This is a genomic window from Streptomyces sp. SID11385 (genome assembly GCF_010548245.1).
Classification (GTDB): domain Bacteria; phylum Actinomycetota; class Actinomycetes; order Streptomycetales; family Streptomycetaceae; genus Streptomyces.
In genome coordinates, this window is the sequence record NZ_JAAGLR010001019.1 from 1 (window position 1) to 25,773 (window position 25,773).

Below are 25,773 nucleotides of genomic sequence, written 5' to 3' on the forward strand. Positions count from 1 at the left end.
GGTCCGGGAGTTGGCGGGCGAGCAGGGCAGCCCAGAGTGTCGCGTCGCGCACGAAGGCGGCGGTGTCCTCGGGGGTGTCGGGTGCGGGGTGCGGTGCGGCTGCGGGGTGGGGTCCGGGCGCGGGCCGGGTTCCCGGGGTCGCGCGCGACGACTCGTGCGACACGCGCGGCGACGGCTGCGACACACGCGACGGTTCGGGCGACACGCCCGCCGGGGCGCTCCCGCTTCGGCTGTTCTTCCCACTCATCGCGGGTCCCTTCTGCTGCGGATGGTGATGACAGGGGGCGGTACGGGCCCGGGACGGCGCCCGCGACGGCCCCGCGAGCGCGGTACGGGTGGGGCCCAGGCCCCGCGAGCGCGGTACGGGGAGCACCGCCCCGTACGGACGCGGTCCCCGCTCATGCCGCCGTCCCGGCTCCTCGCGTACGGCGGCCCTCCACCGGCCGCCCGTTGCGCCACAGCCGCCCGCCGCACACCCCGTCGAACCAGTGCGCGCCGGGGTCCACCGCCGCTTCGCACTCGCGCGTGACCGGGCAGCGGGCGCAGGCGCGCAGCGCGGGCGCCGCGAGCTGCTCCTGGCGGGCGAAGACCACCTCCGGCGGCAGCCCCAGGCAGGCGGCGGAGCGGGTCCAGGTCTCGGCGGGGAGGGCGAGGAGGGACGGATTCATCGAGTGCTCCAGATACGCGAGTGAAGGGTGGGGCGGGTGGGGCGGGAGGGAATCGGAGGCGCGTCCTTCACCCTGACAGATTGCGTGCGCACTCGCAATTAAAAACCTGACCTCCACACCCTTCGCCCCTCACGCGCCGCGCGCCCCCGTTACATCCCTCACCGCCTCGACAAGATCTTCACGTTGCGCACGCGAAAGCGCGTAATTCTGTGCGGGCAAGCGCGGTAGCCTGGATGTCGCTTCGGAGGGAGGCAGTCGTGAGCGTCAACGAACTGGACCGGTTCGCGGCCTGGATCGAGGACGAGATCCGGCGGCGCGGCTATGACATCGACAGCCCGCGTGGTGGCGGGAAGTCGCGCCTGGCCGACGAGGCCGGGGTGCATCGCGCCGCCGTCACGCGGCTGTTGCAACGGCAGAGCATGCCGGACCTGGAGACGATGCGCAGGCTCGCGCACGCGCTCGGCATCCCTGTCCGCGACATGCTGATCCACTCGGGCCAGCTCACCGAGGAGGAGCTTCCGCTTCCGGACGCGGGGGACGGGGACGGCGCGGGCGCCGGTACGGGCCGGCTCAGCCTGGAGGAGGCCGCCGCCGCGCTCGGCGTGCCCCCCGAGCAGCGCGAGATGTTCCTGCGGGTCGCGGGGCAGTTCATCCCGGAGGAGCGGACGGCCCGCGAACTTCCGGCCCGCCGCAAGCGCAGGGGCTGAGCCGGGGGCGCGTTCCGCCGCCCCTCCGTGAGCACCGCGGTTGAGCCCCGAGGGGCGTGCGCGGGCCTCCCGTCCGTACTCACCCGTCGCATGAAGCGGCAAGCTAAGCTGTCATCGAATCGTGCCCCATAGATTGACTCAATGTCACCTGTACGGGTCGGTGGGACAAACGGTGACTCCGGCGGAGAGGGGCGGGGACCGGCCACCGGACGGGGGCGCGCTCGCGCGAGAACGTCAGGAAGAGCCGCACGCAATGGTCGAGGGCGAGCAGGGCTCCCGGCCGGTTGCGGAGACGGAGGGTGCCGCCGCCCGCCGCCAAGGCGCTTCGGCGGCGGAGACGGAGCCGGGCGGGCTGCCCTCCCTTCTCGAGACCCTCGCCGGCCTCCTGGAGCGGTACGCGCCCGAGGACCTGGTGTTGCTGCCGCGCGCCGAGCTGGAGCGCCGCGAGTTCCGCGCGTACGGCAGTGGCTGGCGCGATGCCGCCGCAGAGCACCGCACTCCCGCTCCCCGGCCACCCGCCCGCCCGCCGGGCCAGGCCGCGATCATCCCCTTCCGCCGCCGCGACACCCCTGCCGAAGCCCCGCCGGAGGAGGCGGCCCCGCCCAAGCGCCGCCCCTCGCCCACCCCTGCGCACCGCCCCGTCCTCGCCCCCAAGAGCCGCCGCTCCAAGGCCCCCACGATCCCCCGTCAGCCGGGACTGCGCCCGCGCGGCACCGCGGAGGGAGGGGAGAGCTGACCGCAAGGGAGAGCTGAGCGGGAGGCCCGGCTCAGTGACGGTACGAGGCCACCGCCCATGCCACGTTCCCCGTGGTCGTGTCGGCGCGCATCTCGACCGTCGTGCGCGCGCGGGCCCGCAGCCGCGTCACCGCTCCCGCGCAGCGCAGTGCGGAGGCGCCGAGCGCCGGCTCCGTGCCGACCTTCAGCGCACCGTCGCCCCGGCACAGCAGGACGAGTTCCTCGCCTCCGCGCCGCGAGCCGTCGAGGGCGATGCGGAGGACGGACCCGGCGCGCGTGACGCCGTCGCGGCGGACGTGTTCGCCGGGCAGCCGCTCCCGCTCCAGGGCCTCGCGCAACGCCTCGCGCGTCCCGTCCGCTCCGCCGGACGGGCCCGTACCCTGCCCGCCCCCCGCGCCCGCGAGCGCGACGAGCGCCGTCGCGCACACCGCAGCGGAGGCAACGGCCTTGCGCCGACGGGGCTTCGGGTAGGGCGTCTCGCGTCCGTGCGGCCGGGGGAAGCCGAGGCGGTCGACCCGCGCGCGAGGGCGCACGAGGTACGTACACGTACCGAGATGCCGCGAGAGATACGTACGCGTACGGGGGAACGAGGGGAACAACGGGCCTCCAGCCGTGCGGCCTTGGCGGCGGCCCGTCGTCGCGGGAGCGCTACTCGCGCGGGTCCTTCGGGAGGGCCGCCATGATGAGGGGGAACGCGTCGCTGCCGTGCAGCGCGAGTTGGTGCAGACGTGTGAACGCGTCCTGGTAGAGGGCGACTTCGGTGCGTTGCTTGAGGGTCAGGAGGGCGGAGACGGTCTCGACGCTCGCCTCGCGGTCGTCGAAGAGCCAGAAGTCCTCGACGGGCCACATTCCGGCGCGCAGGGCGGTACGAGGGATCACGCCGAGGCTCACGTTCGAGTACGCCGAGACGGTGATGAGCCGGCTCAACTGCTCGACCATGACCTGGCGGTCACCGAGCCGGTAGTGCAGCGCCGCCTCCTCCAGGACGATGGCGAAGCGCTTGCCGCCGTCCTTGAGGATCTGCTGCCGCTCCATGCGCGCCCGTACGGTCTCCTCCAGGTCGTCGGGCACGTCGCGCCGGTCGCGGATCGCCGTCAGGACGGCGCGCGTGTAGGACTCGGTCTGGAGGATGCCCGGCAGCAGGCACTGGCTGTAGCTCTTGAAGCGCTGGGTCGCGGTCCACAGGGGACGGGTGCGGTCGTGCGCGCGGCGCAGCCCGCTGCGCTCCAGGTGGCGCCACTCGACGTACAGCAGCTCGATGTTCTGTGCCATGGCGACGAGTTCGTCGACCGTGCCGGGGGCGGCGCCGCAGGCCGCCGTCCATGTCCTGAGGTCCTGGACGGAGGGGAGGGCCTTGCCGTTCTCGACACGGCTGATCTTCGACTCGTGCCAGCCGCAGGCGGCGGCCAACGCCCTTGCGGTGAGGTCCTGTTGTCTGCGCAGGGCCCGTAAGCGGTTCCCCAGGGCGATCCGTGCGGCGTCGAAATCGGAGGAGGAAGACATGCCGTTCAGTCTGGCGTGCGCAAAGCCCTCGCCCCAAGCCGTCGTCGCCCGGATCACCCTGCTTGTCCGCGACAGCGCTCTGATGTCCGGCTAGTTCTTGCGGTGCCGTTCGAGGGCCAGCACTTCCCCGGCGGTCGGGAAGAGCGCGAAGAGCCGTTTCGGGAACTCGACCACGGTCTCGTGGTCCGGCACGGAGAGGGAGTCCAGGCGGCTGGAGTCCTGGACGATCCAGGACTGGAGCAGGAAGGTGTCCGTCTCGTCGTCGTAGTACAGCGTGGGGCTGTTGTTGTTCGGGCTCGCGGGGTCTTTGCACACCAGGTGAATGGCCACGGGTTGTTACTCCCTCGAAGCTCGGGGTGACCGTCTCCTGGAAGGATCGTCGCGACGCAGGGTCACCGACCAGTCACTTGCGCATATTTGCGCAAGGTGGGGCGGAGGCGGGGGTACTTGCGCGATCTTGCGGGCTCGTTCGCGGGGGCTTGCGCGAGGGGCCGCTTCCACCGCGCGTTTTCGGCCTCCCCGCCCGCGACCCGTCTCCTTCCCGCCCCGCCCCGTCACCTCACCGGTTCACGGTGCGCATGCCCGCCTCGTCGTACCGTTCGCCGGCCGCCTTCGGTACCTCCGCCTCGATGCGCGCCAAGTCCTCCGGCGTCAGCTCCACGTCCAGCGCGCCCACGTTCTGTTCGAGGTAGGTGCGGCGCTTCGTGCCCGGGATCGGGACCAGGTCCTCGCCCTGGGCCAGGACCCAGGCGATGGCGAGCTGCGCGGGGGTGACGCCCTTCTCGGCGGCGATCTCCTTCACCTTCGCGGCGAGGCGCTGGTTGGCGGTGAGGTTGTCGCCGGTGAAGCGGGGGCCGTGGCGGCGGAAGTCGTTCGCGTCGAGTTCCTCGGGCGAGGAGAAGCGGCCCGCGAGGAAGCCGCGCCCGAGCGGCGAGTACGGCACGAAGCCGATGCCCAGCTCGCGGCACGCGGGCAGGACCTCGGCCTCGGGGTCGCGCGTCCACAGCGAGTACTCGGTCTGCACGGCCGCGATCGGGTGCACCGCCTGCGCGCGCCGGATCGTCGCCGCGCTCGCCTCGCTCAGGCCGATGTGGCGGACCTTCCCCTCGGCGACGAGTTCCGCGAGCGCCCCGACCGTCTCCTCGATCGGCACCCGGGGGTCGACCCGGTGCTGGTAGTAGAGGTCCACGTAGTCGGTCCCGAGCCGCTGCAGCGAGCCCTCGATCGACGTGCGTACGTGCTCCGCCGATCCGTCCTGCGGCCCGACCGTGCTCGGGTCGCCCGGGACGGCGTCGTCCATCCGCAGGTTGAACTTCGTGGCGATCACGTACTCGTCGCGGTGGCCCTTGACCGCCCGGCCGACCAGCGACTCGTTCGTGAGCGGGCCGTACATCTGCGCCGTGTCGAGGAAATTCACGCCCAGTTCGCGGGCGCGGCGAATCGTTTCGATGCCCTCCTTCTCGTCGGCGGTGCCGTAGAAAGCGGACATCCCCATGCAACCGAGACCGAGCGGCGAGACCTCCAGGTCCCCGAGTGTGCGCTGCTTCATGTGCGTACGAGCCTTTCGTCGTGGCCTTCGTCCGGTTTTGGGCGGCCGGTGCCAGGAAACGACGCTAGGAGATGGAGTGCGCTCGAAGTCAAGAGGCGCCGCGGTGTCGCGGGGCCCGAGGCGGTGTTCGACGGCGGCCGAGGGACGGGGGAGGGCGCGTCCGCGGGGACGGGGAGGGTGCGTCCGCGGGGACGGGGAGGGTGCGTCCGCGGGGACGGGGAGGGTGCGTCCGCCACGAACGCGCCCCCCGCCCGTCAGGGGTGGCCCCTGGGCTGCCCGCGGCTCAGCCGACCAGGAGATCGTGCTTGAGCTCGCCCAGCTCCTTCTGGTTCACGCCGAGTCCCTTGTCGAAGTAGGCGGAGAAGCTGCCGTATTTCGCCTTGATCTCGTCGAAGCCGGAGTTGAGGTATTCGCGACGGACGTCCAGCAGGGGCTTGTAGACGGCGGCCTGGTCGGCCGGCATCGCCGCGAGGGCGGCAGCGTTGCCGGCCGCTCGGTAGGTGTTGCTGGCCAGGTAGTCGTCCGTCACGGTCTCGCGCGGCACGCCGAGGGCCGTCAACAGGGCGGCGGTGGCCCAGCCGGTACGGTCCTTGCCGGCGGTGCAGTGGTAGAGGACGCCGCGGGCGCGGCTGTCCCCGGCACCCGCCATGACCTTGGAGAAGGCGGCCTTGGCGCTGTCGGCGTCGACGAACCCCTTCTCACCGTCCACCATCATCTGCTCGGCGCCCTCGGCCGTCGTGGGCATCTGCCCGACGGTGGTGTTGCCCGCCGCGCCCAGGACGTCGGCGACGACGTACCGCACGCCGGCCGGAACACGGTCCGGGGCCTGCTCGCGCTCGGACTGGGCGCGCAGGTCGTAGTCGGTGCGGATGCCCAGGCGCCGGAGCTTGGCCTGGTCGGCGGCGGTGAGCTTGTCCAGCGCGTCGGACCGGTAGACCTGGCCCATCTTCACCCAGTGGCCGTCCGCGGTGCGGTAGCCGCCGACATCGCGGAAGTTGACGGTGCCGTCCAGCTTGATCAGGCGGTCCGCGAGCTGGAGGGAATCGCCGCGGCCGGCGTCGAAGGTGAACCACTGCCGGTCGACAGCGGGCAGACCCTTGACCACGGCCTGACCCTGGGAACCGCCGTGGGCCACGACGCGGCCGTCGGCCCGGATCAGGACGGAGCGCGTGCCGGGGGCGTTCCACTTCAAGGTGTACGAGCCGTGGGTGCCGGCGGTGACCGTGGCGCTGGTGAAGGGGATGGAGCTGTGGTGCTTCGCCACACCCCGTTCCGGAGCGTTCCAGGAATGGGCGGAGGCGACGGGGGCGGCCAGGCCCACGAAGAGGGCGGCGGTCGCGGCGACGCCGGTGGTGGCCTTGATGCGGTTCATGAGCAACACCGTGTAGGGCGCAGATGTCGGTGCGGCGCAGCCGAGATGAACCCCGGAGGACTGAAAGAGCTCCGTCAGGTTGACGGCGGCCGGCTGCGGAGGGCGCGTGCGGACGAGTGGGGGATTCGGCGCGTCGGGTGGTGGGGGATTCGGCGCGCGGGGCGGTGATCACGTCGGCACCCGCTTCTGCGTGTGCTCTGTTCGGTTGATGCGCGTCTCGGTCTCCGTGTGTCGCCTTGTGATCGCCTCGAAGACGCCTTTGTTGCCGTGCGGAGTCGAGATATAACCTTCCGTGGTCAATTGCTGGTGAGCGGCGAGGGGAAGACCATGACCACCGATCAGGCGGCTACCACTGAGGCTGGCGAGGGGATGATCGCGACGATCGTGACAATCGCCGGGACCGGGTCGCCGGGGGCCGGTGCGGACGACGTGCAGGCTGTGGACTCCCAGCTGAAGCACCCCTACGGCGTCGCGGTGGACAGCGCGGGCACGGTCTACTTCTCCGAGTACAGCAACCACCGGGTCCGGAAGATCACTCCGGACGGGAAGATCACCACGATCGCGGGGACCGGGGCGCCGGGCAACACCGGCGACGGCGGTCCTGCCACCGCCGCCCGGCTCAACTGCCCCCGTGAGGTGGCCGTGGACGACACGGGTGTCGTGTACATCGCGGACACCGAGAACCACCGTGTACGCAGGATCAGCCCGGACGGAAAGATCAGCGCCTTCGCCGGAACGGGCGCCAAGGGCTTCGCTGGCGACGGCGGGCCGGCGGCCTCGGCCCTGCTGAACAAGCCCTACGGACTCCTGATCGACGCCTCCGGCAGTGTCTATATCGCTGAGTGGGGCCACGACAGGATTCGGAAAGTGACAGCGGACGGCAGGATCAGCACCATCGCGGGGACGGGTGCGGCGAGCTACGGAGGGGACAACGGTCCCGCCACTTCGGCACCCTTGAGGGCCCCCTACTCCCTGGCGCAGGACGCGGAAGGCGCGCTCTACGTCGCGGACGCCAGCAATCACCGCATCCGGAAGATCGCGCCGGACGGCATCATCACCACGTTCGCCGGAACCGGGACGGAGGGCTTCTCGGGTGACGGCGGTCCCGCGACCTCCGCCCGGCTGAAGCGGCCGTACGGGCTCGCGATGGACAGCACCGGCACGCTGTACGTCTCCGACTGGGGCAATCAGCGGGTCCGGAAGATCACGCCGGACGGGACGATCAGTACGGTCGCGGGCACCGGCCAGGGCCGCTTCGCGGGGGACGGCGGCCCTGCGGCCTCCGCCGCGTTCAACGAGCCGTACGCCCTCGCCGTGGACTGTGTCGACAGCCTCTACATCGTCGACCACGCCAACCACCGCATCAGGAAGATCGCCTCGGCGAAGCTGGCCGGACTGCCCGAGGGCGGCACGGTCGTTTCCTGGACCAATGCCCGCAGCAGGCTGCGCATGGGGGTGCGGCTCGAATCCCTCAAGGACGGTGCCGAGATCCGCCAGTACCCGGCCACCCCCCGCGAGCACCAGAAGTGGCGCCTGCTCCCGGCCGGTCAGGACGAGGACGGCGTCCTCTACCGGATCGAGAACCTGCGCAGCGGCAAGGTCCTCTCCGCCGCGCCGGGCCACGCCTGCGCCGGTGCGGAACTCACCCAGCGCGCGTACGAGGGCGGGCGGGCGCGCCACCAGCAGTGGCGGCTCGTCCCGGCCGGGCCCGCGAGTCAGCAGCCGCCGGTGTACGAGATCACGGGCGGCGAGTGCGGGCTGTTCCTGCACGTGGACACGAACGGCCGCACCGCGCTCCGGCAGGACGAGGCGGACGGCGAAGCCACGTACCGGCACTGGCAGTTGATCACCGCGTGAGCCGAGCCGCCTGAGATGCCCGCGAGGCGCAGGGGGCCGGTGAGCTTCCCCGGCCGCCCCCGCCGCACCCGTTCTCAGGAGTCGCTTCCCGACCCTTCTTTCCCCGGCTTCGCGGCCTTGGGGGCGTCCGGGGCCTTGGGGGGCTTGGTGAAGTCGTCCTTCGACGGCCGGTTCTCCAGGTCCGCGTCCTTCTGGAGGTCGTCCCGCTCGCTCACCGTGCCGCTGGCCTCCCGCATCCCCGCCGAGGCCGCCGCGCTCACCGAGCCCGGGTCGGCCGCGTACCGCGCCTGTTCCCCGGCGGACGCCTGGGTGGACTGGATGAACGCGCCGAGAAGCCCGAGAAGGGCGCGGGCCTCCGGCGCGTCCTCGCGCACGATCTTCGCGCGCGAGGTGGCGCCGTGGATCGTGTTGCTGAACAGGCTCGTGCTGCGGTCGTCGTACGTCGACTCGTCCGAGTCCTCGAAGTCGATGCCTTCGCCCGGCTCCGGCTTGGCGTCGTCCGTGCGGACCGAGAAGAGCCCCGCGCTCTGGCCTGCGGAGCCGAAGACGTTGTCGAACACCATGGTCGTCATCCCTGTTCTCGTGGTGATGGTGGCGCGTTCTCTCGTGGTGGTGGCGCGGCGGGCCGGTCGTTCACGGCTGCTTGTACGGGGTCCGCTCGTCGGCGGTCAGGTCCTCGCCGTCGAACATCGCGTGGTCCACTTCGAGCGCCGAGACGACCTCGGCGAGTCCCTTCATCCGGAAGCCCCCGTCGGCGAGGTCGATGTCCCCGATGTCTCTCGCGACCACGCGGTCCAGGCCGGGGTAGCTCTTCGTCGTCTGCGGCGGCGCCATGATGCCCACGGGGACGTCGTACTCGACCGCGATCAGACCGGAGAAGCTCACCGGGATCTCGTAGACGAACTGTTTGCGGGTACGCCGCTGGGTCACGAGCGTCCGCACCCGCGCGCCGGGCGGGACCTCTCCGGAGATCTGCGATTTCGAGGACCAGCTCGTCGTGAGCGAACCGCCCACGGAGGCCGTGAGGCCGAGGGCGAGCTGCGCGTTGAGGGTCGCGCTGCCGGTGGCGCTGCCCGTGGTGGTGAAGCCGACCGAGTTGGTCACGGTGTTCGTCGACGTGGCCGTGCACGCGTTCCGCGTCGATCCCTCGGTGGCGGTCGCCTTGTCGACCCCGACGCTGTCCTTGCTGTTCTTGTTGGTGATCGTCTCCGTGTTCCGGGTCGCCGCCTCGTTCTGACTCGACGCCTGCAACTGGGACTGGAGATCGAGGCGCAACTGGTTCTGCAACTGGAGTTGCAGGGAGGCGCTGACGCTCCCCCCGAAGGTGAGCCGCGCGTCGCCCGAGAGCGACCAGGTCACGCCGTTCGACACGGAGAAGTCGACGGAGTCGGTGAACGTCAGTTTCGACGTCTGGCTCCGGTTGACGTAGGCGCGGGTGGAGAACGTGTCGGGCGGGGGCTGACCGATGTCGCCGCGCTCCTCGATCAGCGGTTCGCCGAGGTTCATGTACGCGAGCCAGCCGAGCTGGAAGGCGGAGCCGGTGAACGTGCCGAAGCTGGCCTTGTTCAGCGAGAAGCCGGTGGGCTTGTGCCGGACCCCGTAGTTGTCCACGTAGACCAGATTCGGATGGTTCAGAATGTTCTGCCAGGACTGCTCGATGTTCAGTTCCCGCAAGTTCTTCTTCGTCAGGGGCCGACGCACGGCCGGTACCAGGTTGTACGCGTTGGAAGGCATTCCCCGTCCTTGCTCAATTCCGTTCGCACCGCGCGCGAAATAAGGGAAATAAATCGTCCACGCACGTTCCGAAAATCGAAGCTACCACGGGCTGTAAAGGCGCGCGAAGGCGAGATGGGGCAACGCACTCAATCGAGTGACAAGGGCCCAGGAGATTTCTCAACTCGCTTGTGCGCAGGGTAGTTTCCCGCACTGTCGGTCTCTCGGCCGACGCCCTGCCAGGCCGTGTGCAGGCTTTACGAGCGTTGGGCGAGCAGCCTTGCTATGCGACGTGAAAAGCGTTCGAAAAAGCATCTCGTGGCGGTGGGGCGTGCGACGTATTGTTTCCCGATCGAACGGATGGGTTTTCCGCGATGTACACCCAGGAACGCACCGCGATGGCGAATTTGGTGGTCGGCGGGCCGGTGGCGGTGAACAGCCACGACAACGCGGTCGTGGCGGCACTGCACGAAAACCGTCCGGTCATGCTCGTCCACGCCTTCAACGGCGGCTATCTGCGGCCCGCCGAGCTCAAGGACTCCAGCCACGACAAGGGCGTCCAGCTCTCCACCGCGCTCGACCCGGCGACCAAGGAGGCCGAGGGCCACCTCTGGTACCTCACCCCGGGCGGCTTCTTCGGCCAGCGCCCGCTGTACTTCATCGAGAGCGCCGCCGGCCAGGCGCCCGTCGCGGTGCCCGGTACGGCGTCCGGCACGGGCGGCACCGTGGGTACGGGCGCGGCCGGGCGTGGCGACGACGGTGTGCCCAAGCCGCGGCGCCGGCGCGTCACGGTCCACCAGGACGCGCCGCAGAACCCGGGGGACATGCTCCAGGTCGGCCTGCCCGACAAGGTGGGCGACAAGTGGCGGGGCAAGAACGGCGCGCGCGAGGACACCCAGCTGTGGGCCGTCACCGTCACGCCGTGGGGCGGCATCACGTTCGTCCCGATCACCCACCCCGACACGATCCTCGGCTTCAAGGACCACACCGTCGCGGCGAACAGCGAGGCGCGGCTCACCTACAACTGGGGCGGCGACTTCACCGGCACGGTCATCAACACGTTCTACCCGCGCCTGCCCAGCGAGTGGGACGTCCCGTACCACCACCTCTACACGTGAGCCCGGCCCCGGCGGCGTCCCCCCGGACTCACGCGCTGCCGTCCCGCCCCGCCCCCGTCCCGAACCGCCGCCCGTACCGCCTGGAAGAGCCACCACCATGCCCGTGCCCACCGAAGACCTGAAGCTGGAGCTCGTCCACGCCGCCACCGGAAGGACCCTCGCCGCCCCCGCCGTGCCGCGCGCGGACGGCGGCCTCGTGCTCGGGGTCGCCTCCGGCGACGGAGCCGGTCCCGCCCGGTGGTGCCTCGAACCGCTCCCCGCCACGGCGGAGGAGGACCCCGCGTACGTGATCCGCGACCTCGTCGGCGGCAAGGTGCTCGCGCAGCCCGCCACCGCCGGCCAGGGCGTCCGCGCGGAGACCGCCGCGCCCGGCAGGAAGACCCAGCAGTGGCACGTCGTCCCCGTCGAGGACGCGGCGGGCCGCTACTTCATCGAGGCGGTGGGCAGCACCACCGTCCTCGACCTCGCCACCCCGGAGCGCGAGGCCGACGAGGACGAGGGCGAGGCCGACGGAGCGGAGATCCCCGTCGTGCTGCGCACCTACGACGAAGACGTCGCCGCCCAGCACTGGCGCCTCGCCACCGCCGACCCCGAGCGCATCAGCGACACCGTGCTGGAGTGGAGCCCGCTCAGCCACTGGAACGGGCGCCGGTCCTGGCGCCTGGCACCCTCCGGCGCGTTGCGCCCCGCCCCCGGCGCCACCCCCTCCTTCAGCGACATGCTGCTCGTCCTGGAGGACTACGGGAGCGACCAGGCGGCCGGGGGCTGGCAGAGCGAGCAGGACCCGCGTTCGCCTCTCGGCCCGAACGGCGGTTGGTGGGCGGGAGCCGGGGCACGGTTCCTCGCCGACATCTCAGGTACGGGACGCGCCGACCTCGTCGGCCTCAAGACCGCCAAGACGCCGCTGACCTCGGCCTCCCGGGGCGACGGGACCTTCGAGGACCCGCGCGCCCTGCTCCAGCCCGCCGCCACCGCGAGCCCCGCGGACCTGTGGACCCTCGCGGACCTGACGGGCGAGGGCGGACTGGCCGCCGTTGTTCTCGCCGAGGACGGTGTCCGGGTCGCGACGCGGGGCGAGGACGGGACCTTCGTCCCGGCGGGCGGCGAACTCGCCCTCAAGGCGTTCGGCCACGGCGCCGAGGCCGGCGACTGGCGCACCGAGAAGCACCCCCGCTACCTCGTGGACCTCACCGGCGACGGCCGTCTCGACCTCGTGGGCTGCCACGACGACGGCGTCCACGTGTCGCTCCAGGACGAGGACGGCAAGTTCGCACCCGTCGAGGACGAACCCGTACTGCGGGCCTTCGGCCACGACGAGGAAGCGGGCGGCTGGAGCGTCGACCGTCACCCGCGCTTCCTCGCCGACCTCACCGGTGACGGCCGCGCGGACCTGGTCGGCTGCCACGACGACGGGGTCTGGGTCGCGCTCCAGCAGGAGGACGGCACTTTCGCCGAACCTCTTTACGTACTGGCCGAGTTCGGCACCGCGCAAGGCTGGAGCTCCGCCTCCGGGCACCCGCGCCACCTGATCCGCACCACCAAGGACGGGACCTTGGACCTCGTCGGCTTCGGCCCGCAAGGCGTGGTCGTGGCGCGGGGGCGCGGCGACGGCACGTTCGAGCCCGCGCGCCTCGTCCTCGACGACTTCGGGCGCGCCCAGGGCTGGTCGGGAAAGAAGCACCTTCGCCACCTCGCCGACGTCACCGGCGACGGCGTCCCCGACATCGTGGGCTTCGGCGACGAGGGCGTCTGGGTGGCGCACGGCCGGGGCGACGGCCGCTTCGACCGGGCCCAGTTCGTCTGCCGCGGCTTCGGCCACAACGACGAGGCCGGCGCCTGGCGCGTCGACCGCCACCCGCGCTTCCTCGCCGATCTCACGGGCGAGGGCCGCCCCGACCTCGTCGGCTTCGGCGGCCCCGGCGTCTACGTCGCCCGCAACCTCTTCCGCCACTTCCGGACCCGCTGACCGCCGCCCCCGCGCCGGGCCGCCGGTGGATGCCTGGAACACAAAACCGCCCCCGACCTGTTTTCCCAGGTCGGGGGCGGTTCTCGCTGGCGGTAGCGGTGGGATTTGAACCCACGGTGACGGGTTACGCCACACTCGCTTTCGAGGCGAGCTCCTTCGGCCGCTCGGACACGCTACCGAGACGAACTCTAGCCCATGAGGGGCCGTGGTTTGAAATCGGTGAGGGGACGGCTCAGCGGGTGGCGGTGAAGAAGGCGTCCAGGAGGGCGGTGGAGTCGGCGGCGAGGACGCCCCCGATCACTTCGGCGCGGTGGTTGAGGCGGCGGTCGCGGAGCAGGTCCCACTGCGAGCCCGCCGCGCCCGCCTTCGGGTCGCGCGCCCCGTACACGACCCGCTCGACGCGCGACTGCGCGAGCGCGCCCGCGCACATCGGGCAGGGCTCCAGCGTCACGACGAGCGTGCAGCCGGTCAGGCGCCACTCGCCGCGCACGGCGGCGGCGCGGCGCAGCGCGAGGACCTCGGCGTGCGCCGTCGGGTCGTGCGTCGCCTCGCGCTCGTTGCGCGCCCGCGCCAGCTCCGTACCGGACGCGTCGAGCACGAGCGCCCCCACCGGGATCTCCCCGGCGCGGGCCGCCTCGGCGGCCGCCGCGAGCGCGGCGCGCATCGCGGGACGCCAGGGGTCTCGTACGGGATCGGGGTCTCGCAGGGGATGGGGTTCGGGTTCGGGGTCACGGGCCTCGGGGCGCATGGCCCGTACCGTAGCGCCGCCGTACGAGGGGGCCCGTACGGCGGCGCGGTGGCGGTGCGGTGGTGGCGCGCGTGGCGCCGGTGCGCCAGGCGCGCGGTGGTGGTGCGGAGCGGGGTCAGCGCACGGCGTCCGCCAGTTCGCCGATGCCGAGGGCCTCGCCGATCGCGGAGAGCGGGTCCGACTCGTCGACCGTGAGCAGGTCGGCGGGAGCCATGCCGAGGTCGGCGAGGATCTCCGCGTCGCCCACCGGGCCCGGCGGGACGGAGTCGGCGGACGCGGAGGCGTAGTCCTCGCGGTCCGCGCCCTCCTCTTGGTCGGGGTCGCCCTCCTCGGTGCCGTCGAGGTCCAGGGCGTCCAGGTCGGTCGAGGGGTCGGTGTCGGTCGGTTCGCGGCCGAGCAGTTCGTCGGTGAGGAGGATCTCCCCGTACGAACTGCGGGCAGCCGCCTGCGCGGCGGAGACGTAGACGCGGGGATCGTCCTCCCCGTCGACCCGGACGAGGCCGAACCAGGCCCCCTCCTCCTGCTCCACGTAGACGAGCACGGTGTCGTCCTCGGCACCGGTCCTCTCCGCGTACTCCCTGGCCAGATCGGTCAGGTCGGACAGGGTCTCCACATCGTCCAGCTCCGTGTCGCTCGCTTCCCACCCGTCTTCGGTGCGCGCGAGCAGTGCGGTGAAGTACACCGTGACTCTCCCACTGGTTCTGAGGGTGCCGGTCGCCCGGCTGAGGCCGGGGGCGGAGGGCGGTACGAAGTCCCCGTCCCCTTCATCGGAATCGTGGCAGAAGCGCGGTCGCCGGGTGAAGCGTTCCCGCCGCTGTGTCCGCACCCCGCCGCGACTCCGCCACCGAGTCTGCGCCGCCCGCCCACCCGAGGAACAGGGGCCGCGCCGAAACGGGGGTGGCATTGGGGTGGTCCGGTGCGCGGGCCCCTGCCCGCGCTGGGACGGGCACGGCGTTGTCCACTCACCACCGGAAGCTCCGCATGCGTAGTTGCTGGCGTCGCATTCGCGCTACCCGTGCCCGGCGCGGTTGGACCCGTTCGCGCAGCTCCCGGGCCTCCTTCAGATCGCGCAGGAACTCGGCCCGGCGCCGTCGCCGCTCCAGGTCCGGCGGGGGTACGGGGGCGGGCGCCGACGGGGGTACGGGGGTGTCCTCGGCGCGTGGCCGGGGGAGCCCCGTTCCGCTGTCAGGGATACCCCTCCGGCGGCGCGGCTCCGGCTCTTCTCCGTCACGTACCGTCGCCTCCGCCATGCCGTTCGTCACCATCCTCCGCCCCGGTGGGCAGCCCGCGCCCATGTGTCCCTTCGGTTCCCCGGGCTGGGGGCTTTGATGCCGGTCGGGGGGCATGAGGGTGTCCGGTTACTGTGGTGAGATGCGGATTCACGTCGTCGACCACCCCCTGGTGGCGCACAAGCTCACCACGCTGCGCGACAAGCGCACCGATTCGGCCACCTTCCGGCGCCTCGCCGACGAGCTGGTCACCCTGCTCGCCTACGAGGCCACGCGGGACGTGCGCACGGACCAGGTCGACCTGGACACCCCCGTGGCCAGGACCACCGGCGTGAAGCTCTCGTACCCGCGCCCGATGGTCGTCCCGATCCTGCGCGCCGGGCTCGGCATGCTCGACGGCATGGTCCGCCTGCTGCCCACCGCCGAGGTCGGCTTCCTCGGCATGGTCCGCAACGAGGAGACCCTCCAGGCCTCGACGTACGCGACCCGCATGCCCGAGGACCTCTCGGGCCGTCAGGTCTACGTCCTCGACCCGATGCTCGCCACCGGCGGCACCCTGGTCGCCGCGATCAAGGAACTCATCGCGCGCGGCGCCGACGACGTGACGGCCGTCGTCCTCCTCGCCGCGCCGGAGGGCGTCGAGATCATGGAACGCGAACTCGCCGGCACCCCGGTCACCGTCGTCACCGCCTCGGTCGACCAGCACCTCAACGAGAACGGCTACATCGTCCCCGGTCTGGGCGACGCGGGCGACCGCATGTACGGGGCGGCCGAGTAGGGAGCGACCCTTCGCCGGCTCGGGTCCGTTCCTGGGCCGCCCTCCGGCGGGTGAGGAGAGCGGGTTCGGGTTCGGGTTCGGGGCCGGGGCTCCCCCCGGGGTTCTCGGCGTGCTTTCGGCCTGTACGTGGTGTACGGGGCGCTTGCGGGGCTTTCAGCGGCCCGGGCCGGTCGACCCGAAGGGACGCCCGGCCGGGGCCAGGGGCCGCCGGGGCCCCGAAGGCCCGGTCGGCCCGCCCCGCGAAACCCCGTCCCTCAGCACTTCGGCTTCGCCGACTCGGCGGGCCCCCGCTGCAGAGCGGCGAGCGCCTTCTCGGCTGTCCCCGGAGCGGTCAGCTTCGTGAAGCCGTCCCCGATCACGAGATCCAGCGTCGCCCCCTTCCGCGCGTCGGTCCGCGTCCCGGCCCCGGCGAACTGCGTGCCGAGAACCTTCAGCGAACTGTCCGCCGCACTCTTCGGCCCGATCAGCAGCCCCGCCGTCTTCACCTTCTTGTCGTAAGCGGCCGGCGCGTTGCCGACCTCGCCGATCGTGAAGCCCCGCTTCTTCAACTCGTCCGCCGTCTCCTTGGCGAGCCCCGAACGGGTCGTCGCGTTGAGGACGTTGACCTTGACCGATTTCGGCGCGGGCAGCTTCGTCACTCGCGCGGGCTCGGCCGAGGGGCGGGCACAGTGCTTCGGACCGGCCGCCGCCGTCGCCGTGCCGCCGCCGGAGAACACGTCGAAGAGCTGGAGCGAACCCCAGCCGAGCAGACCGAGGACGGCGGCCGAGGCGACGATCACCGCCACGAGCCTGCCGCGTTTGCGGGGGCGACGCATATGGGGGTACTTGTCCCCCGTGATGCGGTACTTGCCGCCCATGCCGGGAGGTGTGAGCATGCTCATACACGCAGCGTAGTGCGGCCTGCGGGCCATGCCTACTTAATGATCATCCACTTGGGTGCAGATCACGCGGAGCGACCCGAACGGCCGAGCGAACCCGTACGGGGCGCCACGCCGTGGATGCGGTGCGCCACGCCGTAGGTGCGGGGTGCGGGGTCTCCGGGCGGGCGGGAGCTTCGTGAGCCGTCGGCCCGGCGCTCAGTCCTGCCGCCGCCTGCCGGAGGTCCAGGGCTCCGCCCACCAGGAAGCTCCGTGAGCACTCGTGGGGAAGCCTTGGTTCCCCCCGTACCTGACGCTCAGCGTGCCGTCTGCCGGGAAGTCCCGCCCGAGCGCCCGGCCCGACGTTCCCTGTCCGAACACTCGGCTCGGCGTGCCCCCCGCCTGACGTGCCTCGCCTGGTCCGTCAGTCCATCTCCAGCACGCGCGCGTGCAGCACCTGCCGCTGCTGGAGCGCTGCGCGGACCGCGCGGTGGAGGCCGTCCTCCAGGTAGAGGTCGCCCCGCCACTTCACGACGTGCGCGAAGAGGTCGCCGTAGAAGGTGGAGTCCTCGGCCAGCAGGGTCTCCAGGTCCAGCTGCCCCTTGGTGGTGACGAGCTGGTCTAGGCGGACCGGACGCGGTGCGACGTCCGCCCACTGCCGGGTGCTTTCCCGGCCGTGATCGGGGTACGGCCGGCCGTTTCCGATGCGCTTGAAGATCACACGGAAAGCCTACCGGGCCGCGTCCCCGAGGCGCAGCCGAGCGGGCGGTTTACGGCCCGCCGCGACCGATTCCCCTACGTTTCGTGCACGTATCCCGTACGGACCGAGTTGTCACCCCGCGTATTCACCCCTCCTTCACAGGCTCTCCGTCAGAAAACCGCGCAGGTCACGCGGTTCACGCCCGAGCAGCTCACCGAGCGCGGGCCCCGTCTCGGCGAACTCCTTCGCCCGGCTCGCCCGGAAGAGACCGACCAGCAGGTCCGCCTGTGGCTCCGGTACCCCGTGCCCGACGAGCTGGTCCCGCCACTGGTCGTCGGGCACGACGATTCGCTCGATCGGGCGCCCGGTGACCTCCCCCGCGATCCGGGCCACGCCGGCGAGATCGAGCGCCTCCGGCCCGGTGAGGGCCGGGGTCGGGCCGTCGAACGGAGCTTCGCCGCTCTCCCCGGCGGCCAGGATCACGGCCGCCGCCTCGGCGAGATCGGCGTGCGTGGTCCAGGAGACCGGGCCGTCCTCGGGCGCGTAGAGCTTTCCGCTGTTCAGCGCGTCGCCGAGGAGCTGGAGCGTCGTGGAGGCGTAGAAGCCGTTGCGCAGCGAGGTGTACGCGATCCCGCTCGCGGCGAGCAGCTTCTCGGTCGCGGCGTGGTCGGGCATGGGCGGGAACGGGGAGGTGGGGGAGGCGCCCTGGTGGCTCGTGTAGAGCACGCGTCCCACGCCGGCCGCGCGCGCCGCTTCGAGCGCCGCCGCGTGCCGCGCGAGGGCCTCGGGGCCCGTGGCGTCCACCGATACGAGCAGGAGCTGACTCGCGCCCTCGAAGGCGTGCGCGAGGCTCTCCGCCTCGCTGAAGTCTCCCCTTCGTACCCGTACGCCCCGCGCCGTGAGGTCCGCGGCCTTCTCGGGGTCGCGCACGCTGACCCCGACGCGCTCGGCGGGAACGCGACGCAGCAACTGCTCGACGAGCGGGCGGCCGAGCTGTCCGGTGGCTCCGGTCACGATGATCATGGGTGTCCTCCTGGAGGCGATATCGTCGGTAACGCATTCACCGTATCACCGATATTTCCTGTGTTACCACTTCGGTGATAACGGTGATACTGTGTGCGTACGAGCACGCGCCGCGTGCGTAGGGACGAAGGAGGGACCGGTGGCGGCTGTGGAGGGATTGCGGGAGCGGATCGTGGCGGCTGCTACGGAACTTCTGGAGGAGAGCGGCAGGGAAGCGGTGACGACGCGGGCCGTCGCGGCGCGCGCGGGCGTCCAGGCCCCGGCGATCTACCGGCTCTTCGGTGACAAGGACGGTCTGCTGCGTGCCGTCGCGGACGAAGGGCTCGGCGCGTACCTGGGCGAGAAGGAGGCGCAGGGGCACGTGGAGGACCCGGTCGACGACCTGCGGGCCGGCTGGGACCTGCACGTCGACTTCGGTCTCGCCCACCCGGCGCTCTACTCCCTCATGTACGCCGACCCGGGCACCGCGCCACCCGCGTCCCCCGCCCTCACGGCCGCCGAGGAACACCTCACACGCCGCATTCGCAGGCTCGCCACGGCGGGGCGGCTGCGCGTCGGCGAGCGCCTTGCCGCCGATCTCGTCCATGCCTCCGGTCGCGGCACGGTCCTCACGGTGCTCGCGGAGGGCCGCCGCGACGAGGAGTTGCTGACCGCCTCGCGCGAGGCGCTCATCGCCGCGGTGACGACCGAGGCCCCTGCCTTCGCGAGCCCAGCGGGCCCGGCCGGGGCGGCGCGCGCGCTCCGAGCCGGGCTCGACGGGATCGCAGGGCTGTCGACGGCGGAGCGTCAGCTCATGGGGGAGTGGCTGGAGCGGATCTCCGACTGAGCGGCCGGACGGGGCGAGGGGGGTGGGGCCGGGGTCTTCCTTGCGGGCTGGGGCTGGGGCTGGGGCTCGGTCTTAGGGGCGGGTTCTGGTGCGGACCCGTCGGTCGCGGGCGCGGGCGGGGGCGCGGGCTCAGGTGCCGGCTCCGTGTTCTGGTTCTGCGCGTGGTCGTCGGTGTGGCGCTCGGTGCGGCGGTGCGCCTCGGCGCGGAGCAGGGCGTAGAGGGCCGCGTCACGGTCGAAGGGCATGGGGGTGCTCCCTGGTGGTGCTGGTGAGTCGTACGGGGGCGTGCTGAGTGGATGGAGCGGACTCTCAGCAGCGCAGGACGACGTGTGGGGGAGCGGGGTGATTGGCGGGGGCGGGAAGGGCCTGGCCGGGGGCGGGCTTCTCCGTTACGGGGGTGAGACGGCGGCGGGGACGGGGTGTGTGCGTGCGGGGCGGCGCGGCGGCGGCGCCCTCGGCGGCGGCCTCCTCGGCGGGCGCGCCCGCCTCGACCTCGGCGACGGAGCCCCCTGCGCCTCCGGCGGAGCCCGCGCTCCCGGCGGAGCCGGCGTCCCCGGGGGAGCCCGTGCTCCCGGCGGGGCCCGTGGTTCCGGGAAAGCCCGTGCTCCCGGGGGAGCCTGCGGTTCCGGGGGAGCCCATGCTCCCGGCGGGGCCTGTGCTTCCGGTGGGAGCCGTACCCCCGGCGGAACTCGCGCTTGGGGAGGTGGCTGCCGCGCTTCCGGGAGTAGTCCATGGGGTCCCGACCGGGCTAGCAACCTCCGCAGTCCCCGCATTCCATGGGGTGGGTGCCGCGCCTTCGGCGGAGCCGGTGCTCCAGGGGGTGGCCCCCGCGCCGCCAGGGCTGGCCCCCGCGCATCCCGCCGTGCCGACGAGTACGCAGCAGAGGCCGAGCAGCACGGTGGCCAGTGGCATCAGCCACCGCCCCGACACGCCCAAGCTCCGCATGGGGCGGTTCTTCCCATCGCCCCGGCCGACCGTGCGCGAAGCCTCCGCTTAGCACCCGTACGGGGGACCCGGGCGGCCTTCCGCTCCGTACACCCGTACCGCCGTACACCCCAGGCCCGTTCCGCTACCCCTTTGCCCCGAGCGCTCGTAACTCGTCGCCCTGGGACGGGCTCGCCCCCGGCCCTACCTCTGTCCGGCTTGCCCACACCCTCGGAGACCCCCTGGTCCTGCCCGGCCCCGCCCACCTCTGCTGATCCAATCCCTGCCCGGCTCTGGCGGCCGCCCTGCCGCCCCAACGTCGGAGTCTCCTGCCCTTGGCCGTGCCGGGCTCCGCTCCGGCCCTGGCTCCGCCTCTGTCGACCCCTGGCGGTGCCCCCCGCTCGTCCCCACGGGCCCGGCCTCGCCCCTCGTCCGCCCCGACCCGTGCCTCCACCCGGCCCGGCCCGCGCTTCCCCCCCCCATCCGCCCCGGCCCTCGCCCTCCACCCGCCCCGACCCGTGCCCCCACCGGCCCCGCCCCGCGCTCCCCACTTGCCCAGCCCTCGCCCTTCACCGCCCCGCCCCTCGCCCCTTCGCCCCCCGCCCCCGAAGGAGTCACCCCATCAAGTGCCCCACCTCTCCCCACTTCGCCAGGCCCAGGCGTCCTGCCTCCGTCACCCAGTGCGATACGGAGGCGTTGGGGACGGGTGGGAGGTGGTCGGGGGTGGGGTAGCCGATGCCGCCGAAGTATTGGCGTACCGCGACGACGACCGCGTCGTGTGCCACGAGCAGTACGCGCCGGCCTGTCGCGGCGCGCGAGAGTTCGGTGAGGAACTGGCCGACGCGGACCGTCACATCGGTGAGTGCTTCGCCGCCCGGTGGGCGGTAGAACCAGGTGCCGACGCGCTCGCGTCGTTCCGCCTCGCGCGGGTCGCGGGTGCGGAGTGCGGCGGGTGGGTGGAGGGCGAAGATTCCCTGCTCGCGGTCGCGCAGGCGGTCGTCGACGAGGGCGTCGCCGGCGGGGAGCCCGGCGGCCTCGGCCATGAGACGCCATGTCTCACGGGCGCGCAGGTACGGGGAACAGACGACGAGCAGCCCGGGGTCGCGCTCGGCGAGCCAGCCGCCGAGCGCGGTCGCCTGGGCGATGCCCCGCTCCGAGAGCGGCACGTCCCGGTCGAGGCCCGGCAGCGGCTCGGTGCGGTCCGCCGTCGCGGGATCGGCGTACACGGCGTTCGCGGTGCTCTCCCCGTGGCGTACGGCCCACAGTTCGACGAGTGCGCAGGGCGGGGTGAGGGCGGGAACCGACACGAGTACCTCCCGGGGCTGGGAAACGTCCTCGCTCAGCTCTACCCCTCCGCGTCCACCCGCACCACGTACTTGCCCCGAACGCCTCCGGCCTCCAGCGCCCGGTGGGCCTCGCCGGTCTCCTCCAGCGGGAAGACCTTCTCCACCTCCGGGTGGAGGGCCCCGGTGGAGACGAGCCGTGCGACCTCGTCGAACAGGGCGCGTTTCGGGTTGCCGCTGAAGAAGCGGACGCGGCGGGGGCCGTGCACGGCGCTGGCGGCGACGTATCCGAGCGAGGCGAAGGGGCGGGCGAGGTCGAAGGCGATCGTCACCATGCGCCCACCCGGTGCCAACAGGCGGCGGTACGTGTGCAGTTCGGTGCCGGCCGTGTCGAGGACGACGTCGTACTCGCCCAGGTCGCGGGGTGACACGGTGCGGTGGTCGTACGCGTGGGTCGCGCCCAGGCTGCGGACGAAGTCGAGGTTCGTGCCGCGCGCGAGGGCCGTCACCTCGGCGCCGAGGGCGGCGCCGAGCTGGACGGCGACGTTGCCCACGCCGCCCGCCGCGCCGCGTACGAGGAGCCGTTCGCCGGGCTTGAGCCGGGCCTTGTCGCGCAGCGCCGTCACGGCGGTCGTGCCGACGGGGAGCGCGGCGGCGGCCACGAGGTCGAGCCCGTCGGGGACCTTGCCGAGGCGCGCGGGCGTCGTCTTGACGTACTCCGCCGCGCTGCCGAAACCGGAGGTGCGGCCCAGGATGCCCCAGACGCGGTCGCCCGGGGCGAAGCCGCTCGTCCCGGGACCGAGCGCGGCGATCTCGCCGGTGAAGTCGAGCCCGACCCGTTGCGGGAACTTCCGTCCCGTGACGAACCGCACCCGTCCGGCACGTCCCGCCAGCTCACCGCCGTTGACGCTGAAGGCCCGGACCCGCACGAGCACTTCGCCGGCCTCGGGCTCGGGGCGGGGCACGTCGCCGACGTACAGCACCTCGGGGCCGCCGTACCGGTCGTAGAGCACAGCCTTCATGATCACGCACACCTTTCCTCGTCAGCCCCCGCCGGGCCGAGCGTAGGCTGGAAAGCGGACGGAACCGTCCACTTAGACGGGAGTGAGAAACAGTGCCGACCGATTCCTCTCGGATGCGCCCCGAAACGGCGCACGAGACCAACGTCGCGCCCTCCGCCCCGACTGCCGCACGCCCGGCCCCGGCTGCCGCGACCCCTGCCCCTCCCGCCCCACCCCTGCGCGCCGACGCCCTGCGCAACCGGGCCCGTCTTCTCGCCGCCGCGCGCGAGGTCTTCGCCGAGCGGGGCCTCGACGCGCCGATGGCGACCGTCGCGCGGCGGGCCGGGGTGGGCGTGGCCACGCTCTACCGGCGGTTCCCCACGCGCGACGACCTCGTACGGGCCGCCTTCGCGGAGCAGATGGACACGTGCGCGCGGGTCCTCGACGAGGCGGTGGCCGATCCCGACCCCTGGCGCGGTTTCCAGCGCCTCGTCGAGACGGTGTGCGCGCTCCAGGCGGAGGAGCGCGGCTTCCCGGAGGCGTTCGTACGGGCCTTTCCGGACACCGCCCGCGCGCACACCGACGCGGCCCGCGCGCAGGCCGCCCAGGACTTCGGCCGCCTCGTCGCCCGCGCGCAGGCGGCCGGAGCCCTCCGCCCCGACTTCCACCCGGCCGACCTCTCGATGCTGCTCCTCGCCCACGGCGGCCTCGTCGTCGCCACACCGGCCGACCACGCGGCCTCGCGCCGCCTCGTCGCCTACCTCCTGGAGTCCTTCCGCGCGCACCCGTCCCGCGCGGCCCTCCCGCCACCGGGAACCCTGGACCTCATCACCTGGCCACTCCCGAACGGGGAGGCGGCGCAAGGCGGTTCGGGCGTCTGAAGCGGGTGCGGCCCGGCCGCTGACGAACGACCGGGGGCAGCGCGGTGGTTCGGGCGCGCGCAGCGGGGATCGATGGTCCGCCTGGTGCCGTACTGGCCCCGTCCGGTGTCGCGTCGGGAGGGGGCGGCGTCAGGGGTTCGGGGCGGTGAGGTAGCGGTGGAGGGTGGGGCCGAGCCAGGCGGTGATCTGGTCGTGGGTGAGGGCGGTGCTGGCGGGGAAGCGGAGGACGTAGCGGGTCAGGGCGAGGCCCAGCATGGTCGAGGCGCACAGGGCCGCGCGGGTCTGTGCCTCCTCGGGGTCGCGGCCCAGCCGGCGGGCCAGGGGCAGGAGTTGATCGCGCAGGACGGTCTGCATGCGGTCGGCGGCCTGGGAGTCGGTGGCGGCGACGCGGATCAGTGCGGTGAGTTCGCCGTTCTCCTCCCACAGGGTGAGGAAGTGGCGCACCAGCGTGCGGCCGATGTCCTCGTGCGGGCCGAGGTCGAGGCCCAGCAGGTCCGGGTCGATCGAGACGGCCGCGGCGAAGAGGCCCGCCTTGTTGCCGTAGTAGCGCATCACCATCGAGGGGTCGATCTTCGCGTCGCGCGCGATGGCCCGGATCGTCGCCTTCTCGTAGCCGTCCTCCGCGAACCGCTCGCGGGCCGCGGCGAGGATCGCGGCGCGGGTGGCGTCCGAACGCCGTGCGGCCTGCTGCTTCTCGGTCGTGCCGGTCATGCCAACAAACATAGGCCAACGCGTGTTGACAGTCCAGGTGCGCGGTCCTACGGTTGCCAACACACGTTGGCCAACACCTGTTGGCGCGGCTTGGGTGCCGTCATCCAGCGTGTGGGACAAGGGAGTTGCACGATGGTCGAGATGCGGAACCTGGACCCCGAGACGCCGATGTTCGCGCAGTTCGCGCAGGAGACCGGGCCGGTCGTCCTCACCAACACCTTCGTCGTGCCGCCGGAGCGCGGCGAGGTGTTCCTGACGCTCTTCCGCAGGCAGGCGGAGTACATGAAGGCGCGGCCGGGGTTCGTCTCGCTTCAGATGCACAAGGGGACGGCGGGCAGCCGGCTGTTCATGAACGTCGCGGTCTGGGAGTCGTCCGCGGCCCTCGCCGCCGCGCTCCGCAGCCCGGAGTTCCAGCGCCTGGCCGCCGACTTCCCCAGCGATGTCGTGTCCTACCCGCACGTCTTCGAGCGGATCGACATCGAGCGGGTCGATAACGAGCGGGCCGACATCGAGCGGATCGACACGTGACACGTCCGCCGCGGCCGGTCGCTCCGCCGCTCGCGGACCCGTCGTTCGCCGATCCGTTCCACGACGCACCCCGGAGGAGAACCGCCATGTCGCTCAAGCACGTCAACACCGCCCTGGCCACCCTCGGCGCCCTGTTCGTCCTCTACCTCGGGCTGTCCTTCGTCCTGAGCCCCGAGACGTCCACGCCGGGCGTCGGTCTGCCGCACTGGCCCGCCGGCGACGGCGACGGCTTCCTCGTCATGAAGGGGATCCGCGAAGTCGCGATGGGGCTCGTCCTCGGGGTGCTGCTGGTGACGGGCCAGCGGCGCGCGCTGGGCTGGGTGCTGCTGATGGAGGCCGTCGCCCCGTTCGGCGACATGATCAACGTCCTCGCCCACCACGGTTCCGCCGCCGCCGCGTTCGGCATCCACGGGCTGACCGCGGTGTTGATCGTCTGCACCGGGGGCCTGTTCCTCCGCGAGACCGGGAGGGCCGCCGAGGCTTCCGCTCCGGCGGCGCCCGCGGTCCGTCCCGTCTGACGGACGGGGAGGGGCGGGGAGGGAAGCGGGAGCGGGGAGAGGGAACGGGAAGGGGGAGCGCGGAGAGCGGGGCTGCGGCTGTTTCGCGGCCCCGCGTTCGCGTGCGGCGGTCTCGCCGTCGCCGCGAGGACACGTGGCCGGGTACGGGGCGAACGCACCCGCGTACCGCGCGAACGCTCCCTCAACCCCCGCCCCCGTCGGCCCCGCCCCCATCCCCCTCACCCCGGCAACGCCATCAGCGCCACCGGTTTCGAGGTCGGGGCCCGTGAGCCGCCCTCCGGCTCGACCGTCACTCCCATGGCCGTGGCCGTGCGGGGGGAGCCGTGCATGAGGACCGTGCCGGAGGAGGTGGGGAGGAGGCCGGCGGGGCGCATCGTGCCGTTCACGTCGTACCAGAGCTGGTAGACCTTGCCCGCCGGGGGCGTGGGCAGGCCCGTCGCGGCGAAGACGGCGCCGTCGCGGGCGCGGGAGACGACGACCGTGGCGCGGCCTCCCGCGTCGAGCGGCGCGCTCGCGACCTTCACGTCCGGGGCCGAGAGAACCGCGTCCAGGCGCGCCGCGCGGTCCTGGGCCGCGCG

The 25,773-nt window shown here is 72.6% G+C and carries 29 protein-coding genes and 1 tRNA gene; 10 read left to right on the top strand and 20 right to left on the bottom strand.

Features of this window, described 5'->3' with window-relative positions; translation table 11 throughout:
* Positions 1–398: 398 nt before the first annotated feature.
* A complete protein-coding gene (locus G3I42_RS30955; protein WP_164291024.1) occupies positions 399–668 on the bottom strand; it encodes a WhiB family transcriptional regulator in 270 nt (89 codons plus the stop codon).
* Between the two features lie 257 nt (positions 669–925).
* On the opposite strand from G3I42_RS30955, the gene G3I42_RS30960 reads away from it, so the two are divergent.
* Both G3I42_RS30960 and G3I42_RS30965 read left to right on the top strand, forming a co-directional pair.
* Positions 926–1,375, top strand: coding sequence for a helix-turn-helix transcriptional regulator (locus G3I42_RS30960; protein ID WP_164291025.1), 450 nt, complete (start codon positions 926–928; stop codon positions 1,373–1,375).
* 253 nt (positions 1,376–1,628) lie between these two features.
* Complete coding sequence (locus G3I42_RS30965) at positions 1,629–2,111, top strand: hypothetical protein (RefSeq protein ID WP_164291026.1); 483 nt, start codon at positions 1,629–1,631, stop codon at positions 2,109–2,111.
* A 31-nt stretch (positions 2,112–2,142) separates the two neighbouring features.
* Here the strand turns inward: G3I42_RS30965 and G3I42_RS30970 are convergent, their stop codons facing one another.
* The 5 genes from G3I42_RS30970 to G3I42_RS30990 form a co-directional block, all read right to left on the bottom strand.
* Positions 2,143–2,643, bottom strand: a complete 501-nt coding sequence (locus G3I42_RS30970) for a hypothetical protein (RefSeq protein ID WP_239096793.1) — start codon at positions 2,641–2,643, stop codon at positions 2,143–2,145.
* A 115-nt stretch (positions 2,644–2,758) separates the two neighbouring features.
* Positions 2,759–3,613, bottom strand: coding sequence for a helix-turn-helix transcriptional regulator (locus tag G3I42_RS30975; protein ID WP_164291027.1), 855 nt, complete (start codon positions 3,611–3,613; stop codon positions 2,759–2,761).
* A 90-nt stretch (positions 3,614–3,703) separates the two neighbouring features.
* Positions 3,704–3,943 carry a hypothetical protein gene (locus tag G3I42_RS30980; RefSeq protein WP_164291028.1) on the bottom strand — a complete coding sequence of 80 codons (240 nt, stop codon included), beginning with the start codon at positions 3,941–3,943 and terminating at the stop codon, positions 3,704–3,706.
* Positions 3,944–4,172: 229 nt separating this feature from the next.
* The gene (locus G3I42_RS30985; protein ID WP_164291029.1) at positions 4,173–5,162 is read right to left on the bottom strand and encodes an aldo/keto reductase; all 990 of its coding nucleotides are present in this window, start codon (positions 5,160–5,162) and stop codon (positions 4,173–4,175) included.
* A 283-nt stretch (positions 5,163–5,445) separates the two neighbouring features.
* Positions 5,446–6,534 carry a tyrosine-protein phosphatase gene (locus tag G3I42_RS30990; protein ID WP_164291030.1) on the bottom strand — a complete coding sequence of 363 codons (1,089 nt, stop codon included), beginning with the start codon at positions 6,532–6,534 and terminating at the stop codon, positions 5,446–5,448.
* Between the two features lie 327 nt (positions 6,535–6,861).
* On the opposite strand from G3I42_RS30990, the gene G3I42_RS30995 reads away from it, so the two are divergent.
* Positions 6,862–8,391: an RICIN domain-containing protein gene (locus G3I42_RS30995; RefSeq protein ID WP_164291031.1), complete on the top strand. Its 1,530-nt coding sequence runs from the start codon at positions 6,862–6,864 to the stop codon at positions 8,389–8,391.
* A gap of 74 nt (positions 8,392–8,465) precedes the next feature.
* Here the strand turns inward: G3I42_RS30995 and G3I42_RS31000 are convergent, their stop codons facing one another.
* Complete coding sequence (locus G3I42_RS31000; RefSeq protein WP_164291047.1) at positions 8,466–8,954, bottom strand: hypothetical protein; 489 nt, start codon at positions 8,952–8,954, stop codon at positions 8,466–8,468.
* Between the two features lie 70 nt (positions 8,955–9,024).
* Entirely contained in the window at positions 9,025–10,125 is a 1,101-nt protein-coding gene (locus tag G3I42_RS31005) for a hypothetical protein (RefSeq protein WP_164291032.1), read from the bottom strand.
* A gap of 353 nt (positions 10,126–10,478) precedes the next feature.
* On the opposite strand from G3I42_RS31005, the gene G3I42_RS31010 reads away from it, so the two are divergent.
* Together G3I42_RS31010 and G3I42_RS31015 are read left to right on the top strand one after the other, a co-directional pair.
* A complete protein-coding gene (locus G3I42_RS31010; RefSeq protein ID WP_164291033.1) occupies positions 10,479–11,222 on the top strand; it encodes a hypothetical protein in 744 nt (247 codons plus the stop codon).
* A gap of 97 nt (positions 11,223–11,319) precedes the next feature.
* The gene (locus G3I42_RS31015) at positions 11,320–13,188 is read left to right on the top strand and encodes an FG-GAP-like repeat-containing protein (RefSeq protein ID WP_164291034.1); all 1,869 of its coding nucleotides are present in this window, start codon (positions 11,320–11,322) and stop codon (positions 13,186–13,188) included.
* An 87-nt stretch (positions 13,189–13,275) separates the two neighbouring features.
* Here the strand turns inward: G3I42_RS31015 and G3I42_RS31020 are convergent.
* The 4 genes from G3I42_RS31020 to G3I42_RS37975 all read right to left on the bottom strand — a co-directional run bounded on the left by G3I42_RS31020 (position 13,276) and on the right by G3I42_RS37975 (position 15,198).
* Positions 13,276–13,366 (bottom strand) — tRNA-Ser (locus tag G3I42_RS31020).
* A gap of 54 nt (positions 13,367–13,420) precedes the next feature.
* Positions 13,421–13,936: a nucleoside deaminase gene (locus G3I42_RS31025; RefSeq protein ID WP_164291035.1), complete on the bottom strand. Its 516-nt coding sequence runs from the start codon at positions 13,934–13,936 to the stop codon at positions 13,421–13,423.
* 115 nt (positions 13,937–14,051) lie between these two features.
* Entirely contained in the window at positions 14,052–14,618 is a 567-nt protein-coding gene (locus tag G3I42_RS31030; protein ID WP_164291036.1) for a hypothetical protein, read from the bottom strand.
* Between the two features lie 280 nt (positions 14,619–14,898).
* Entirely contained in the window at positions 14,899–15,198 is a 300-nt protein-coding gene (locus G3I42_RS37975; RefSeq protein WP_164291048.1) for a hypothetical protein, read from the bottom strand.
* Positions 15,199–15,307: 109 nt separating this feature from the next.
* Here G3I42_RS37975 and upp point away from each other — a divergent pair, with 109 nt between their 5' ends.
* The gene (gene upp, locus G3I42_RS31040; protein ID WP_007824873.1) at positions 15,308–15,943 is read left to right on the top strand and encodes a uracil phosphoribosyltransferase; all 636 of its coding nucleotides are present in this window, start codon (positions 15,308–15,310) and stop codon (positions 15,941–15,943) included.
* A gap of 254 nt (positions 15,944–16,197) precedes the next feature.
* Here upp and G3I42_RS31045 read toward each other — a convergent pair whose 3' ends face one another.
* The 3 genes from G3I42_RS31045 to G3I42_RS31055 all read right to left on the bottom strand — a co-directional run bounded on the left by G3I42_RS31045 (position 16,198) and on the right by G3I42_RS31055 (position 18,523).
* A complete protein-coding gene (locus G3I42_RS31045; protein ID WP_164291049.1) occupies positions 16,198–16,800 on the bottom strand; it encodes a LytR C-terminal domain-containing protein in 603 nt (200 codons plus the stop codon).
* Positions 16,801–17,224: 424 nt separating this feature from the next.
* Positions 17,225–17,521 (bottom strand): type II toxin-antitoxin system VapB family antitoxin, encoded by a 297-nt coding sequence (locus G3I42_RS31050; protein WP_009067182.1) that lies wholly within the window; start codon positions 17,519–17,521, stop codon positions 17,225–17,227.
* A gap of 135 nt (positions 17,522–17,656) precedes the next feature.
* Positions 17,657–18,523, bottom strand: coding sequence for an NAD(P)H-binding protein (locus G3I42_RS31055; RefSeq protein WP_164291037.1), 867 nt, complete (start codon positions 18,521–18,523; stop codon positions 17,657–17,659).
* Between the two features lie 148 nt (positions 18,524–18,671).
* Here G3I42_RS31055 and G3I42_RS31060 point away from each other — a divergent pair, with 148 nt between their 5' ends.
* A complete protein-coding gene (locus tag G3I42_RS31060; protein WP_164291050.1) occupies positions 18,672–19,349 on the top strand; it encodes a TetR/AcrR family transcriptional regulator in 678 nt (225 codons plus the stop codon).
* Here the strand turns inward: G3I42_RS31060 and G3I42_RS31065 are convergent.
* The 3 genes from G3I42_RS31065 to G3I42_RS31080 all read right to left on the bottom strand — a co-directional run bounded on the left by G3I42_RS31065 (position 19,310) and on the right by G3I42_RS31080 (position 22,578).
* Positions 19,310–19,594 carry a hypothetical protein gene (locus tag G3I42_RS31065; protein WP_164291038.1) on the bottom strand — a complete coding sequence of 95 codons (285 nt, stop codon included), beginning with the start codon at positions 19,592–19,594 and terminating at the stop codon, positions 19,310–19,312. The two genes, G3I42_RS31060 and G3I42_RS31065, sit on opposite strands and share 40 nt — an antisense overlap.
* Before the next feature lie 1,293 nt (positions 19,595–20,887).
* Positions 20,888–21,580 (bottom strand): histidine phosphatase family protein, encoded by a 693-nt coding sequence (locus G3I42_RS31075; protein WP_164291040.1) that lies wholly within the window; start codon positions 21,578–21,580, stop codon positions 20,888–20,890.
* A gap of 38 nt (positions 21,581–21,618) precedes the next feature.
* The gene (locus G3I42_RS31080; protein ID WP_203607587.1) at positions 21,619–22,578 is read right to left on the bottom strand and encodes an NAD(P)-dependent alcohol dehydrogenase; all 960 of its coding nucleotides are present in this window, start codon (positions 22,576–22,578) and stop codon (positions 21,619–21,621) included.
* 215 nt (positions 22,579–22,793) lie between these two features.
* Here G3I42_RS31080 and G3I42_RS31085 point away from each other — a divergent pair, with 215 nt between their 5' ends.
* Positions 22,794–23,438 (top strand): TetR/AcrR family transcriptional regulator, encoded by a 645-nt coding sequence (locus tag G3I42_RS31085; protein WP_164291051.1) that lies wholly within the window; start codon positions 22,794–22,796, stop codon positions 23,436–23,438.
* Positions 23,439–23,567: 129 nt separating this feature from the next.
* Here the strand turns inward: G3I42_RS31085 and G3I42_RS31090 are convergent, their stop codons facing one another.
* Positions 23,568–24,149, bottom strand: coding sequence for a TetR family transcriptional regulator (locus tag G3I42_RS31090; RefSeq protein ID WP_164291042.1), 582 nt, complete (start codon positions 24,147–24,149; stop codon positions 23,568–23,570).
* A 132-nt stretch (positions 24,150–24,281) separates the two neighbouring features.
* On the opposite strand from G3I42_RS31090, the gene G3I42_RS31095 reads away from it, so the two are divergent.
* Complete coding sequence (locus tag G3I42_RS31095; RefSeq protein ID WP_164291043.1) at positions 24,282–24,677, top strand: antibiotic biosynthesis monooxygenase family protein; 396 nt, start codon at positions 24,282–24,284, stop codon at positions 24,675–24,677.
* Positions 24,678–24,763: 86 nt separating this feature from the next.
* Positions 24,764–25,195 carry a DUF4267 domain-containing protein gene (locus tag G3I42_RS31100; protein ID WP_164291044.1) on the top strand — a complete coding sequence of 144 codons (432 nt, stop codon included), beginning with the start codon at positions 24,764–24,766 and terminating at the stop codon, positions 25,193–25,195.
* Positions 25,196–25,413: 218 nt separating this feature from the next.
* Here the strand turns inward: G3I42_RS31100 and G3I42_RS31105 are convergent.
* The coding region (locus tag G3I42_RS31105) for an anti-sigma factor (RefSeq protein WP_164291045.1) at positions 25,414–25,773 on the bottom strand (360 nt) is incomplete at its 5' end.

Bases quoted from the DNA above. Each gene is read 5' to 3' on its own strand.
- G3I42_RS31080 (WP_203607587.1), bottom strand. From the start codon at position 22,578: ATGAAGGCTGTGCTCTACGACCGGTACGGCGGCCCCGAGGTGCTGTAC.
- G3I42_RS31005 (WP_164291032.1), bottom strand. From the start codon at position 10,125: ATGCCTTCCAACGCGTACAACCTGGTACCGGCCGTGCGTCGGCCCCTG.
- G3I42_RS31010 (WP_164291033.1), top strand. From the start codon at position 10,479: ATGTACACCCAGGAACGCACCGCGATGGCGAATTTGGTGGTCGGCGGG.
- G3I42_RS31025 (WP_164291035.1), bottom strand. From the start codon at position 13,936: ATGCGCCCCGAGGCCCGTGACCCCGAACCCGAACCCCATCCCCTGCGA.
- G3I42_RS30955 (WP_164291024.1), bottom strand. From the start codon at position 668: ATGAATCCGTCCCTCCTCGCCCTCCCCGCCGAGACCTGGACCCGCTCC.
- upp (WP_007824873.1), top strand. From the start codon at position 15,308: ATGCGGATTCACGTCGTCGACCACCCCCTGGTGGCGCACAAGCTCACC.
- G3I42_RS30975 (WP_164291027.1), bottom strand. From the start codon at position 3,613: ATGTCTTCCTCCTCCGATTTCGACGCCGCACGGATCGCCCTGGGGAAC.
- G3I42_RS31065 (WP_164291038.1), bottom strand. From the start codon at position 19,594: ATGCCCTTCGACCGTGACGCGGCCCTCTACGCCCTGCTCCGCGCCGAG.
- G3I42_RS30965 (WP_164291026.1), top strand. From the start codon at position 1,629: ATGGTCGAGGGCGAGCAGGGCTCCCGGCCGGTTGCGGAGACGGAGGGT.
- G3I42_RS30985 (WP_164291029.1), bottom strand. From the start codon at position 5,162: ATGAAGCAGCGCACACTCGGGGACCTGGAGGTCTCGCCGCTCGGTCTC.
- G3I42_RS31045 (WP_164291049.1), bottom strand. From the start codon at position 16,800: ATGGGCGGCAAGTACCGCATCACGGGGGACAAGTACCCCCATATGCGT.
- G3I42_RS30990 (WP_164291030.1), bottom strand. From the start codon at position 6,534: ATGAACCGCATCAAGGCCACCACCGGCGTCGCCGCGACCGCCGCCCTC.
- G3I42_RS31095 (WP_164291043.1), top strand. From the start codon at position 24,282: ATGGTCGAGATGCGGAACCTGGACCCCGAGACGCCGATGTTCGCGCAG.
- G3I42_RS31100 (WP_164291044.1), top strand. From the start codon at position 24,764: ATGTCGCTCAAGCACGTCAACACCGCCCTGGCCACCCTCGGCGCCCTG.
- G3I42_RS31090 (WP_164291042.1), bottom strand. From the start codon at position 24,149: ATGACCGGCACGACCGAGAAGCAGCAGGCCGCACGGCGTTCGGACGCC.
- G3I42_RS31055 (WP_164291037.1), bottom strand. From the start codon at position 18,523: ATGATCATCGTGACCGGAGCCACCGGACAGCTCGGCCGCCCGCTCGTC.
- G3I42_RS30995 (WP_164291031.1), top strand. From the start codon at position 6,862: ATGACCACCGATCAGGCGGCTACCACTGAGGCTGGCGAGGGGATGATC.
- G3I42_RS31015 (WP_164291034.1), top strand. From the start codon at position 11,320: ATGCCCGTGCCCACCGAAGACCTGAAGCTGGAGCTCGTCCACGCCGCC.
- G3I42_RS31000 (WP_164291047.1), bottom strand. From the start codon at position 8,954: ATGGTGTTCGACAACGTCTTCGGCTCCGCAGGCCAGAGCGCGGGGCTC.